Annotated in this window: 12 protein-coding genes; 5 read left to right on the top strand and 7 right to left on the bottom strand. The window is 68.0% G+C overall.

Annotated features, from left to right (window positions below):
• Window positions 1-108: 108 nt before the first annotated feature.
• Complete coding sequence (locus tag ACP3TD_RS15150) at window positions 109-1,272, top strand: AI-2E family transporter (protein ID WP_426763822.1); 1,164 nt, start codon at window positions 109-111, stop codon at window positions 1,270-1,272.
• Window positions 1,273-1,369: 97 nt separating this feature from the next.
• On the opposite strand, the gene ACP3TD_RS15155 is transcribed toward ACP3TD_RS15150, so the two are convergent.
• A complete protein-coding gene (locus ACP3TD_RS15155) occupies window positions 1,370-1,906 on the bottom strand; it encodes a hypothetical protein (RefSeq protein ID WP_426763823.1) in 537 nt (178 codons plus the stop codon).
• A 156-nt stretch (window positions 1,907-2,062) separates the two neighbouring features.
• On the opposite strand from ACP3TD_RS15155, the gene ACP3TD_RS15160 reads away from it, so the two are divergent.
• From ACP3TD_RS15160 to ACP3TD_RS15170, 3 genes are read left to right on the top strand one after another with little or no spacing between them, the layout of a single operon-like run.
• Window positions 2,063-2,353, top strand: a complete 291-nt coding sequence (locus tag ACP3TD_RS15160; protein ID WP_426763824.1) for a hypothetical protein — start codon at window positions 2,063-2,065, stop codon at window positions 2,351-2,353.
• 3 nt (window positions 2,354-2,356) lie between these two features.
• Window positions 2,357-3,187, top strand: coding sequence for a DUF1206 domain-containing protein (locus ACP3TD_RS15165; protein ID WP_426763825.1), 831 nt, complete (start codon window positions 2,357-2,359; stop codon window positions 3,185-3,187).
• A gap of 28 nt (window positions 3,188-3,215) precedes the next feature.
• Complete coding sequence (locus ACP3TD_RS15170; RefSeq protein ID WP_426763826.1) at window positions 3,216-4,436, top strand: SRPBCC family protein; 1,221 nt, start codon at window positions 3,216-3,218, stop codon at window positions 4,434-4,436.
• Between the two features lie 83 nt (window positions 4,437-4,519).
• On the opposite strand, the gene ACP3TD_RS15175 is transcribed toward ACP3TD_RS15170, so the two are convergent.
• The 6 genes from ACP3TD_RS15175 to ACP3TD_RS15200 form a co-directional block, all read right to left on the bottom strand.
• On the bottom strand, window positions 4,520-5,986 hold the full coding sequence (locus ACP3TD_RS15175; protein WP_426763827.1) for an FAD-dependent oxidoreductase: 1,467 nt from the start codon (window positions 5,984-5,986) through the stop codon (window positions 4,520-4,522).
• Window positions 5,987-6,087: 101 nt separating this feature from the next.
• Window positions 6,088-7,365 (bottom strand): uroporphyrinogen-III C-methyltransferase, encoded by a 1,278-nt coding sequence (gene cobA / locus ACP3TD_RS15180; protein ID WP_426763828.1) that lies wholly within the window; start codon window positions 7,363-7,365, stop codon window positions 6,088-6,090.
• A gap of 74 nt (window positions 7,366-7,439) precedes the next feature.
• The gene (locus ACP3TD_RS15185; protein WP_426763829.1) at window positions 7,440-7,925 is read right to left on the bottom strand and encodes an SRPBCC family protein; all 486 of its coding nucleotides are present in this window, start codon (window positions 7,923-7,925) and stop codon (window positions 7,440-7,442) included.
• A gap of 105 nt (window positions 7,926-8,030) precedes the next feature.
• Window positions 8,031-8,984, bottom strand: a complete 954-nt coding sequence (locus tag ACP3TD_RS15190; RefSeq protein ID WP_426763830.1) for an ABC transporter permease — start codon at window positions 8,982-8,984, stop codon at window positions 8,031-8,033.
• Entirely contained in the window at window positions 8,974-9,699 is a 726-nt protein-coding gene (locus ACP3TD_RS15195; RefSeq protein ID WP_056075674.1) for an ABC transporter ATP-binding protein, read from the bottom strand. The genes ACP3TD_RS15190 and ACP3TD_RS15195 overlap by 11 nt, the downstream gene beginning before the upstream one ends.
• Window positions 9,700-9,727: 28 nt before the next feature.
• On the bottom strand, window positions 9,728-10,864 hold the full coding sequence (locus ACP3TD_RS15200; protein ID WP_426767260.1) for an ABC transporter substrate-binding protein: 1,137 nt from the start codon (window positions 10,862-10,864) through the stop codon (window positions 9,728-9,730).
• 305 nt (window positions 10,865-11,169) lie between these two features.
• Between ACP3TD_RS15200 and ACP3TD_RS15205 the strand changes: the two genes are divergently transcribed.
• Window positions 11,170-11,607 (top strand): SRPBCC family protein, encoded by a 438-nt coding sequence (locus tag ACP3TD_RS15205; protein WP_426763831.1) that lies wholly within the window; start codon window positions 11,170-11,172, stop codon window positions 11,605-11,607.
• The last annotated feature ends 6 nt before the right edge of the window (window positions 11,608-11,613 follow it).

An 11,613-nucleotide genomic window follows, 5' to 3' on the forward strand; every position in this document is an offset into this window, starting at 1 on the left:
CGGCCCGTTTCGCTTGGGCCGGAGCGGTCAGTAGGCTTACTAGCTGACCCAGCTCCCCCTCTTCTGCCGTGTTCCGGTGGATTTCGCTTACCCCTGAGGACCCTCGCCATGGCCCTGTTCTCCCGCCATCCCCGCCGCACATGTTCCGAGCATGGAACTGCCGCCACCCCGGAGGGCGGCAGCAGGACCCCGCAGCAACTGTGGGGTGACGGCTACGGCCGTGTGGGTATACGCGCGGCCCAGACACTGCTCATCCTCGCGGTGTCCGTAGTAACGGTCTTCGCACTCCTGCAGGTCAAGCTGTTGGTAATCCCCATGCTGATCGCCCTGATCCTGGCCGCCGCCATCAGCCCGTTCGTGAACGTCCTCAAAAGGCGCGGCATCAACGACGCCCTTGCCACAGTCATTGCTTTCGTGTTGCTCCTGGTTGTCGTGGGCGGGGTATTCACCGTTATCTATTTCTCGGTCCGGAGCCAATGGGACGACCTGGTCCAGCAGGCCAGCTCGGGGCTGGACCAGCTGCAAAGCTTCCTCCAAAGCGGGCCACTGCAGGTTGACGAAGCGCAAATCGATGCTGCCCGGAACGCGATCGTGGACTTCGCCACCAGCAGCCAGGCCCGCTCCGGCGCCATTACCGGCCTGTCCGTGGTGACGGAATTCCTGACCGGAGCCGTGCTCCTGGTGGTCATCCTGTTCTTTTTCCTCAAGGACGGCCAGCGGATCTGGAGCTTCCTGATCAGCCCCTTCACGGGCGATCGCGCCAGCCGCCTGCGCCGCGTGGGTACCCGCAGCCAGGAAGTGCTGGGCGGCTACGTCCGCGGCACAGCCATCGTTGCCCTGGTGGACACGGTGGGCATCGGCGCCGCACTGCTGATCCTTCAGGTTCCGCTGGCGCTGCCCCTTGCCATGGTGGTGTTCATCGGCGCGTTCATTCCGATTGTCGGCGCCACCATGGCAGGCATCCTTGCAGCCCTGGTGGCCCTGGTAGCGAACGGTCCGGTGGTGGCGTTGATCGTGGTGGCCGTAGTGGTGGCCGTCAACCAGCTTGAGGGCAACCTGCTTCAGCCGGTGGTCATGGGCAAGTCCCTGCAACTGCACGCACTGGTCATCCTTCTTGCCCTCACCGCGGGCACCCTCCTGGCCGGCATTGTGGGCGCGGTCCTGGCCGTACCCATCACTGCCGTCGCCTGGGCCATCATCAAAGTCTGGACCACCGACGACGGGCAGGGCGCAGGCCGGGAACCGACCGTCGCCGAAACCGCGGCGAAGTAGCCCCTAGAGCACGACGGCGGCCCCGCACCTTTCGCAGTGAAGGGTGCGGGGCCGCCGTCGCAGGCTTCGCCCGCTCAGGGAGCAAGCGATGCCGCGGTCAGCGCTGCAGGCCGGCGAAGACGTTCTTGGGCCGCTGCATCTCGCCGTGCTTGGCGCCAAGGACCACCACTGCCCCTGCGAAGGCAGGGATGACCCACTGGAGGGCCTTGAGCTGCTGCTGGGCGGCCTTCAGTTCATCGGACGCACCGGGCCGCGGCTCGGTGGCACCTTCGGCCCCCTCACCGGCGAGCTTCTCCACTTTCTTGCCGAGGATCCCGGAATAGAGCGTGACGGCCGCGCCTGCCACGGTCACGGCGGTCTTGATGATTGTGTCCCGGGCAACGCCGTCCTGCTTGGCGATGCGGCCCTTGTTCTCGAAGGCTATGGCGAGGTCTGCGGCCAAGTGCGTGGCGAACGCTGCCGTCTGGACCGGAGCCCACCGCATCCAGCCCGCGCTTGAAAGCCGGGTGCGTTCGGATGGGTCCTTTGCTTCCGCTGCCGCGCCGTTCAATCCGATGGCGCCCATCAGTGAGCCGCCGAACCATGCTGCTGCCGTCAGATCGTGGACTGACCGGGCAATGAGGTTTCCTGCCATGTTGTACATTCCTAACGTTGAGGTGGTTCCGAGCTGCCGCCGGAGCGGCATTGGCTTTCCGTGACCCAACCATGGCCACCGTCCGCCTATGGTAAGCACACTTACTAATGTTACGAAAGCCCGTCCCTGTCGGACGGAACGCGTAATATCGTGGCCATGGGAAATACAGGGACATTGTTCGGCTGGGCCTTCGGGGACCCGGCCCGCGAAAGTGATGGCACGTACGTTGGCGGGCTCCAGGACGAGGCGCTCCGCAACGCCCGCGAAACCGCGCAGGCCAAGCACGTGGACGTGGTGGCAGGCTCGGAAGTCTTCACGGTCCTCAGCGGCAACGATTCCCTGGTGGAGCTGGAGAACGCGCCGGGCCGCCTGGTGGTCCGCTGCACCGTCCACGTCGAAGGACCCGGTGCGGAGAAGCTGCGGGCCGAAGGGCCCATGAACGGCTGACCTGTGTCCGATGGCGAATCCACGCTCAGCCAGGCGGCAGATGCCGTCGAGGAAGCGTCGAACCACAAAGTCCTGGACGTCCTGGCCCGGCTGGGTTTCGCTGTCATGGCCCTGCTGCATGTGATTGTGGGGGCCATCGCCGTTGCCATTGCCTTCGGCCAGCCCGGCCAGGCGGACGCCACCGGCGCCATTGAACAGCTGGCCGCCAATCCCTGGGGCCCTGCCGTCATGTGGGCCTGCGTTGGGGCCTGCACCGGGCTGTCGCTCTGGCAGGCCAGCGAGGCCACCCTCCGGATGCGCGGCGCACCACGGAAGGAACGGCTGGCAAAGCTGGTGTCGTCCGGATTCCTGGCCATCGCCTACGGCAGCGTTGGGCTCAGCTTTGCCGGCTTCGCCGTAGGGCTTCGCGGGGACTCCGGGGACAGCACCCGGGACTTCAGCGCAGCACTGTTGGGCCACCCGCTGGGACCTTGGGTGCTGGTGGCGCTGGGGCTGACGATCATCGGGATCGGCGTCTACTTTGTGGTCAAGGGAGCCACCCGCGGCTTCAAGAAAGAAGAACTCTTCCACTTCAACGGGACCAGGCGCGGCAGGATCGTTGACAGCCTGGGCGTGGTGGGGCACATCGCCAAAGGCATCGCCCTCGGCCTCACCGGGCTGCTGTTCATCGTCGCCGCGGCGAAGCACAGCCCTGAAGAGTCCACCGGCCTGGACGGAAGCCTCCAGGCCCTGCGCGACCACCCCTTCGGCCCCTACCTGCTGGTGGCCATTGGTGCCGGCTTCATCGCCTACGGCATCTTCGCCCTCATCCGGGCCCGGTTCGGACACATGTAGCGCGCGTGATTATGGGTAGGGAGTAACTATGACCCAGCACCGGGGCGGCGCACCCGCCGCCACACGCAGCGCCGGGCAGGCGTTCGCCGCCCTGTTCCGGCTCCTCAAGGTTGCCCGGCCGCAGCGGCCCATCCATCCTCACGGGCTCGGCCTGTCCGGCGAGCTCACCCGCACCGGCAGCCCCGCAGCCCCGAGCGGCATCGACTGGCTCGACAACGCCGGAACGGAGGCCGTGGAAGCCCGCTTCTCCCGGTCAGTAGGCCTGCCCCAGACGCTGCCCGACATCCTGGGGCTCGCGCTCAGGGTCACCCCTTCCGCTGACGGCGGCGCCCCTCCCGGCCCGGCCGATGTCCTGTTCGCCTCCACCGGGTGGCGGGTGCCTTGGCGTTTCCTGCTGCGGCCGCGGCTGGACGTTGCCGGCGCCACCATGACCACGCTGATGCCCTACCGTGGCCGGCAGGGCCCTGTCCTCCTGGGCCTGCGCACCCGCAGCCTCCCGCCGGGATCCCTGGCATCAGGCGAGTGGGTCCTCGGGCTGCACTGGGCCACCCCGTCAGGGCGGTGGCGGGAGTGCGGCGAGCTGCGGCTGCACGCCGGACCCCATCCATCGGACACTCCCCTGCGGTTCGATCCGCTCGGGAACCAGCCGCCGGGGGCGCACGCCTACGCATGGACCCGGCGCCTGCGGAAGCCCTCGTACCGCGCGGCCCAGCGGACCGTACCTCCCGCCGTCGTACGCCGCGCCGGCGGGCAGCCGGAACGGCCCAAGCAAAGCACCGCCAGCACCCCCGCAACCGGAAGGAACGCCATGTCCACCGTTTCGCAGCACTTCAGCTCCCCACCCGCCGACGTCTGGCGGGTCATTGCCGATGGCTGGCTGTATTCCGGCTGGGTGGTTGGGGCGTCACGCATCCGGGATGTGGACGCCGAGTGGCCGCAGGTGGGATCCCGGCTGCATCACTCTGTGGGCGCCTGGCCGCTGGTGATCGATGACAGCTCCCGGGTGACCGCCGTGGAGCCCGGCCGTTCGCTGGAACTGGTGGCCCGGGGCTGGCCGATGGGCGAGGCCAAAGTGGAGATCACCCTTGAAGAGGCTGGGGACGGCTGCCGTGTGACTATCGCCGAAGACGCCATCCGCGGACCGGGCAAGCTGGTACCCAAGGTCCTTCGGAACGCCGCCATCTCCGCCCGGAACCGGGAGACGCTCCGCCGGCTGGAACTGATGGCGGCCGGCGGGGCAGGCAAGTAGCGCAGCCGGGTTAGGGGCCGGACGGCCCCGTAAACGGCAAAGGCCCGCGGAACCGGGAGGTTCCGCGGGCCTTTGGACGGGCTTCAGACCTGTGCTGCGACGCCGTCGCGGGAGATGGCAACCATGTCCTCGCGCGGCACTACCTTGATGCGCTCGCGCTTGACCTCAACACCGTGTGATCCGCCGGCTTCGGTGGCTGCGGCACCGAGGGCGAGCTCGTGTGCGTCCAGGGCCAGCCAGCCTTCCCAGCTGGTGAACCTCACGCCGCGGGCGTCCAGGAGTTCGACGACGGCGTCCTCGGCGGGTGACGCGGCAACGGGCAGGTTTTCGCGGTCCTCGAGGAGGTAGTTGACGGTCTCGAGGGCGTCACCCTTGGTGTGGCCGATCAGGCCCACGGGTCCGCGCTTGATCCAGCCGGTGGCGTAGATGCCCGGCACGTGGTTGCCGTCGGCGTCCAGGACGCGGCCGCCGTCGTTCGTCACGACGCCCTTCTTGTGGTCGAACTCCACGTCCGGCAGGGCGGAACCGAAGTAGCCGATGGCCCGGTAAACGGCCTGGACCGGGTAGTCCACGAACTCGCCGGTGCCGCGGGCATTGCCCGTGCCGTCCAGCTCGGTGCGCTCGAACTTGATGCCGGCCACCTTGCCGGGGGCATCGGCGTCGTCGTAGATCTCCACCGGGCTGTGCAGGAAGTGCAGGTGCAGGCGCCGGGAAGCCTTGAGCTCGGAGAGGTCCTCAGGCTGCTCGGCGATCCAGTTGGTGAGCGTACCCACCATGGTCTTGGTCTGGTTGTTCGTCTGGATCTGGCGGTCCGATTCCTCGTCGAACTCGAAGTCCTCCGGGTACAGGATGATGTCCACGTCCTTGGAGTGCGACAGTTCACGCAGTTCCAGCGGGGTGAACTTCACCTGGGCCGGGCCGCGGCGGCCGAAGACGTGCACGTCGGTGACCGGAGAGTTCTTCAGGCCCGCGTAGACGTTGTCCGGGATTTCGGAGACCAGGAGGTCATCGGCGTGCTTGGACAGGACGCGGGCCACGTCCAGGGCCACGTTGCCGTTGCCGAGCACGGCGATTTCCTTGGCCTCGAGCGGCCATTCACGGGAGACGTCCGGGTGGCCGTCATACCAGGAGACGAAGTCGGCGCCGCCGTAGGAGCCGTCCAGCTCGATGCCCGGGATGTTCAGGTCCGCGTCCTTGATGGCGCCGGTGGCGAAGATGACGGCGTCGTAGTGCGTGCGGAGGTCCTCGATGGTGAGGTCCGTGCCGTAGTCCACGTTGCCGAAGAAGCGGATGTCACCGCGGTCCAGCACCTTGTGCAGGGCGTTGACGATGCCCTTGATGCGGGGGTGGTCCGGGGCCACGCCGTAGCGGATCAGTCCGTAGGGTGCCGGGTAGCGGTCAAAGAGGTCGATGCTCACGGTCAGCTCGCCGCTCTTGACGGCCTCGCTCTTGGTGAGGATGTCTGCGGCGTAGACGCCGGCCGGGCCGGAACCCACGACGGCGACGCGCAGCGGACGCTCGGCAGAGCCTACGGTGGTGCTTGATGACACGGCTGTGTTCCTTTTTCTTCGGTCCTTCCCAACTGACTCGCAGTTGTTGTCGTTTTGAGCGTTCAAAACGACAACAACTGCTAGTTAGTTGGGGTGGGGGGCTAGGTGGTGAGGACGCGGATAGTGCTTGGGGTCTTGCGGGGCTGGTTGGGGCTGGTGGTGCTGTAGTCAGCGGTTTTGAAGTGCGACGGCGCGAACGGGCTCACGCGCACCACGTCACCGATGACAATCACTGCGGGATTCGCGACGCCGGCGGCATCGGCCTGGTCCGCAATGGAACCGAGCGTTCCGATGGTGACACGCTGGTCCGGCAAATAGCCGTTTTCCACGATACCAACAGGGGTCCCGGCCGGCAGTCCGGCTTCGCCCAGCGCGGATGCCGACTCCCGGAGCTGGCCCACTCCCATGAGCAGGACGATCGTGTGGTCTGCGCGGGCGGGGACCTCGGACAGTTCTTCATGGCCGGTGACCACGCTGAAGCCCTTGGCCAGGCCGCGGTGGGTGACGGGGATGCCTGCCGCCGCGGGTACCGAGATGGCGGACGTGACGCCGGAAACCACTTCAACCTCGACGCCGTGCCGGCGGCAGTGTTCGGCTTCCTCGCCGCCGCGGCCCAGGACGTAGGGGTCTCCGCCCTTGAGCCGGACCACCCGGTGGCCCTGCAGGGCTTCTTCGACGAGGATGCGGTTGATCTCCGCCTGTGGAACGGGGTGGTGGCCGGGGGTCTTGCCCACCTCGATGACGCGGACGTCCGGGGCGAGTTCGTTGAGGAGTTCGCGGGGTCCCAGGCGGTCGGCGACGACGACGTCTGCCTGGCCCAGGAGCCGGCGGCCGCGGACGGTGATGAGACCGGTATCGCCGGGGCCGCCGCCCACGAGGGCAACGGAGCCGCGGTGCGCGCGGCGGCGGCGGAGCGGAAGGTCCCCGGTTTCCAGGGCGGTGGCGACGGCGTCCCGGACGGCCATGGCACGGCGCGGGTCTCCCCCGGCGTTCACGGCGATCTTGACGTCATCAACCACGGCGACGGCGGGCGTCCAGGCGGCGGAAGCTTCATGGTCGGAGGCGTTGACGCACCAGACACGCTGCGCCTCGGCGTCGGCCGAAACCTGGGCGTCCACGGCGGGATCGCCGGTGGCCGTCTGGATGAACCAGGCGCCGTCCACGTCGCTGGAGCGGTACGGCCGCGCTTCCCAGGTGACCAGGCCGGCACCGGCCATCTCCTGCAGCGCGGTCGAAGCAACCGGGGCCACGACGGTGACCAGGGCACCGGCGTCGAGCAACCCTTTGGCGCGGCGGGTGGCTACGGGTCCGCCGCCCACCACCAGCACGGGGCGGCCGAGCAGCCGCAGCGCCGTGGGGTAAATATCCTGAATTGCCATGGATCAACGGTAGGGCTGCGTCACAATGGCCCACAAAGGCTCAGCAACACCAGTTCACGTAAGGTAACGCTGCGTCACAAAGCCGGGCTGCCGCCGTCGTGCCTGCTGCCGTCATGTCCCGCTGCCGCGAGGAAGCGGCCGCGGTCCCGGATGAGCCGTTCCAGGTACCGGGCCAGGACCAGGCGTTCGACGACGCGGCCCAGGACTCCCAGCGGGGCGGTGAACTCCACCCGGTCCGTCATGATGCTTCCCGTGACCGTGGGGGCGAACTCGTGGACGTGCCGGAAGGACCTGAAGGGTCCCTTGACCTGCTCGTCCGTGAAGCTGCGGGGGAAGTCCAGGTGCGTGACCCTGCTGGTCATGGTGAGCGGGACGCCGAAGTGCCGTGCCCGCCAGGTGACCTCCTGGCCGCTGCCGATCAGTCCTTCGGTCACGCCCGCTACGGCCTGCTCCCCTGAGCTGCGCTGGGAATCCACGTGCAGGTCGATGCTGCGGGCCCGGTCGAACAGCTGCTCCACCGGAAGAGGGGACTCAGTGCGGCACACGAAGCTGACGGTCATGGCGCCAGTCTGCCATGCGCCAGGGAACAGCAGAGCCCGACGGCGGGAGGTCGCCGTCGGGCCCTGAAAGTCGCACCGGGTGCGGGGCGTTGGGAAAATGCTGGGTCAGCGGGTGCTGCCGGCCAGGAGGCCGCGGCGGCGCAGGAGGCGCTTCTCAATGGGCGCGAACACCAGCAGTTCGATCAGGATGCCGACGCCGAGGATCAGGAGGATCGCGGACATCACCACTGTCATGTCGGAGAGCGCCCGGCCCTGGTCGAGCAGGGAGCCGAGGCCGAAGCCGATGGTGCCGCCCACGGCGATGATTTCCGCGGCCATGAGGGAGCGCCAGGAGAAGGCCCAGCCCTGCTTGAGGCCGCCCAGGTAACCGGGCAGCGCGGCTGGCAGGACAACCTGCAGGGCCATCTGCAGCCGGTTGGCGCCGAGGACGGTTCCCACCCGGCGGAACTGCGGCGGGATCTGGTCCACACCGGAGATCAGCCCGTTGATGATGGAGGGGATGGCGCCCATGAACACCACGAAGTAGACGGTGGCGTCGGTGAGGCCGAACCAGATGATGGCAGCGGGAACCCAGGCCACCGACGGCAGCACCTGCAGGCCGGAAATCAGGGGCCCAAAGGCCCGGCGCAGCGGCGCCACCTGGGCCAGCAGCAGCCCCACCGGAGTGGCGATGGCCACCGAAATCAGGAAGCCCACCAGGCCGCGCTGCAGCGAGGTCCACATGGCTTCCTGCAGCTTGCCTTCTGTCCACAGGACGCCCATCTGGCCAGCCACATCCAGCGGGCCGGGCACCAGGTCGCGGCGCTTGATGCCCAGGGAGACGTAGAACTGCCAGGCGAGCACCAGAACCACCAGCGCGGCCACGGGCAGGAGGATGCGGCTCCAGTCGACCCGGTGCTTGCGCTCGGCGTCGGACTGCAGCGAATCGAGCCCCGATTCGAGCTCGCGGAGGTCCTCCTTGCCGGTGGACGTCCGCGTCAAGGCGGCATGCACGTGCTCCGCCCCGCCCGGCGCGGCGACCGGCTCCGTTTCTGCAAGGGGTGTGGTGTTACTTGGCATGGCGGCGAATCTCCTCACGCAGCCGGGCGGTGATGACCCCGGTGAGCTGGCCGGCGAGCCCGGCGTCGGTTCGGTGTTCCTCGGTGACGTCCCATTCCTGGACCACACGGCCGGGGCGGGAGGAGAGCAGCAGCACGCGCTGCCCCAGCCGGACGGCCTCGCGGACGTTGTGGGTGACGAAGACGATGGTGCGCCCGGTTTCCTTCCAGATGCGTTCCAGCTCATCGTGCAGCAGGTCGCGGGTGATGGCGTCGAGGGCGGCAAAGGGCTCATCCATGAGCAGCAGCTGCCGGTCCTGGGCAAGGGATCGTGCCAGCGAGACGCGCTGGCGCATGCCGCCGGACAGCTCGTGGGGGCGCTTGTCCCCCGCCGTGCCCAGGTGGACCAGTTCCAGGAGTTCCTGTGCCTTGGTACGCCGGTCGGCCTTGCCCACGCCGCGCAGTTTGAGTGCCAGCTCGATGTTTTCCCGGGCCGTCAGCCAGGGGAACAAAGCGGCGTCCTGGAACATGAAGGCTGCGCCGTCGCTGGGGACTTCGAGGGCGCCCGACGACGGAGCTTCCAGTCCCGCGATGATGTTCAGCAGGGTGGATTTGCCGCAGCCGGACGCACCGAGGAGGGCGACGAACTCGCCTTTTCCGATGTTGGCGTTGACGTCGTCCAGCACCGGAGCGCCGTCGCCGAAGCGCTTGCCCAGGTTTTCCAGTACGACTGGCATGGTGCCGTCCTTAGGTAGGGGGGTTGGTTCAGTCCTGGCCGAGGCCGGCTGCTGAAATCTTGCTGGTGCCGGTGGCGGCGGCAACCTCGTTGAGGGCGCGGAGGTCGAACAGCCCGTTGAGGTCGGCCTGCTTGGTGGTCCCTGCTTCGACACCGTCCTGCAGCAGCCGGGGGTAGCTTCCGGCCAGCGGGTCCAGGGTGTAGGTGATGTTGGCCAGCGAGCGGGCCAGGACGTCGTCTGCGAGTGTGGCACCGGCGGACTCCTGCAGGCCCGCGTTGATGACCCTGGCCTTCTCGGCCGCCGGCGCTTCGTTGAGCCAGGCCACGGACTTTGCGTGGCCGGCCAGCAATGCCTTGACGGTGTCCGGGTGGTCGGCGGCGTACTTCTGATTGACGATCAGGATGGTGGTGGGGAACTCGCCGGGCTTGCCCGTGCCCGTCCCGTCCCAAAGGTCTTTCTCATCCACCAGGACCTTGGCGCCGGCCTGGAGCACCAGGCGTGAGGCCCACGGCTCAGGCAACCACGCGCCGTCGAGCTTTCCGTCCTGGAACAGCTTGAGGGTCTGGGCGTTGTCCGTGGGGTTGATGGCGACGTCGCCGCTGCCGTCCACGTTGGTCTTGTAGCCCTGCCCGGAGAGCCAGGCGCGGAGGGCCACGTCCTGGGTGCCGCCCAGTTGAGGGGAGGCGAGGGTCTTTCCCCGGAGGTCCGCGGCGGAGTCGATCCCGGGCCTAACCACCAGTTGGGCCCCGCCTGCGGCCGCGCCGGCGATGACCTTGACGGACTGGCCGGAGCTTTTGACGAAGGAGTTGATGGCCGGGTTGGGGCCGATGTAGGCGGCGTCGATGGCCCCGGCATTGAGCGCCTCGATGGCAGCGGGGCCGGCGTTGAACGATTCCGTGCTGAGCTGGGTGCTGCCCAGGGCTTCGGCGAGGAAACCCTTCTTGATGCCCACCAGGGCGGGCGCGTGCGTCACATTTCCGAAGTAGCCGAGCTTCAGTGCAGCTGCCGGCGTCGGTTCGGCTGCCTGGGCCTCGGTGTTACGGGCAACGGAGGACGCCACCACCGCACCGACGGCGATCAGCAGGACCAGCCCGATGGCCAGGGCGGCCTCGATGGCACGCTTGCGCTTGGGAACCGCGCTATCGCCTGCCACGATGCGGGTCATCCCGGGCTTGGAACTAGTCATTGTTTCACCATAGGGAGTGGCCCAAAGCCGTTCAATGAAGCCTCAACGGAGGGTCACGCAGGTTCATGCGGCGTCATATTCAGCCGCACAGTCACCGGGTTTTGACGCGTCAGCTGCCCTTAACGTTGACCAACCGGCGCAGCTTGTGCCGCACCGCGACTGGGCCCGCCGCGCCCTGCCTCCACCGTTCCAACACCCGGGTTCCACGGCTAACGTGGCATCAGGGCAACCCCCGCAACAGCCAGTCCCACCGGCCGCCGCCGGACGCCGCAAGGAGACGCAACATGGTGAACGTGCAGAGCCGGATCCACATCGACAGGCCGCGTACCGAGGTGGCGGACTTTGCTGCCAACCCGGACAACGCCCCGCAATGGTACGTGAACATCCACAGTTCGCAGCGGCTCACCGCCGGGCCCTTGGGGGTTGGTTCGAAGGTGGCCTTCAACGCCGCGTTCATGGGCCGGGAGCTCAGTTACACCTACGAATTCGTGGAGTATGTCCCGGGCGGGAAGCTGGTGATGCGCACCGCGCAGGGCCCGTTCCCCATGGAGACCACCTACACCTGGGCGGACGACGACGGCGGCACGGTGATGACGCTCGGCAACACCGGGAGCCCCTCGGGTTTCCCGCGGCTCGCCGGGCTGGTTATGGCACCGATGATCCGCCGCCAGACCCGGAAGGACCTGCAGAAGCTCAAGTCGATCCTTGAGGGGCGGCAGTAGCCCTCC

The organism is Pseudarthrobacter sp. 1G09, assembly GCF_050038305.1.
GTDB lineage: Bacteria > Actinomycetota > Actinomycetes > Actinomycetales > Micrococcaceae > Arthrobacter > Arthrobacter equi.

What these genes read in the sequence shown, in the direction of transcription:
- ACP3TD_RS15150 (WP_426763822.1), top strand. Translation starts at nt 109, where the DNA reads ATGGCCCTGTTCTCCCGCCATCCCCGCCGCACATGTTCCGAGCATGGA.
- ACP3TD_RS15155 (WP_426763823.1), bottom strand. Translation starts at nt 1,906, where the DNA reads ATGGCAGGAAACCTCATTGCCCGGTCAGTCCACGATCTGACGGCAGCA.
- ACP3TD_RS15160 (WP_426763824.1), top strand. Translation starts at nt 2,063, where the DNA reads ATGGGAAATACAGGGACATTGTTCGGCTGGGCCTTCGGGGACCCGGCC.
- ACP3TD_RS15170 (WP_426763826.1), top strand. Translation starts at nt 3,216, where the DNA reads ATGACCCAGCACCGGGGCGGCGCACCCGCCGCCACACGCAGCGCCGGG.
- cobA (WP_426763828.1), bottom strand. Translation starts at nt 7,365, where the DNA reads ATGGCAATTCAGGATATTTACCCCACGGCGCTGCGGCTGCTCGGCCGC.
- ACP3TD_RS15185 (WP_426763829.1), bottom strand. Translation starts at nt 7,925, where the DNA reads ATGACCGTCAGCTTCGTGTGCCGCACTGAGTCCCCTCTTCCGGTGGAG.
- ACP3TD_RS15190 (WP_426763830.1), bottom strand. Translation starts at nt 8,984, where the DNA reads ATGCCAAGTAACACCACACCCCTTGCAGAAACGGAGCCGGTCGCCGCG.
- ACP3TD_RS15195 (WP_056075674.1), bottom strand. Translation starts at nt 9,699, where the DNA reads ATGCCAGTCGTACTGGAAAACCTGGGCAAGCGCTTCGGCGACGGCGCT.
- ACP3TD_RS15200 (WP_426767260.1), bottom strand. Translation starts at nt 10,864, where the DNA reads ATGACCCGCATCGTGGCAGGCGATAGCGCGGTTCCCAAGCGCAAGCGT.
- ACP3TD_RS15205 (WP_426763831.1), top strand. Translation starts at nt 11,170, where the DNA reads ATGGTGAACGTGCAGAGCCGGATCCACATCGACAGGCCGCGTACCGAG.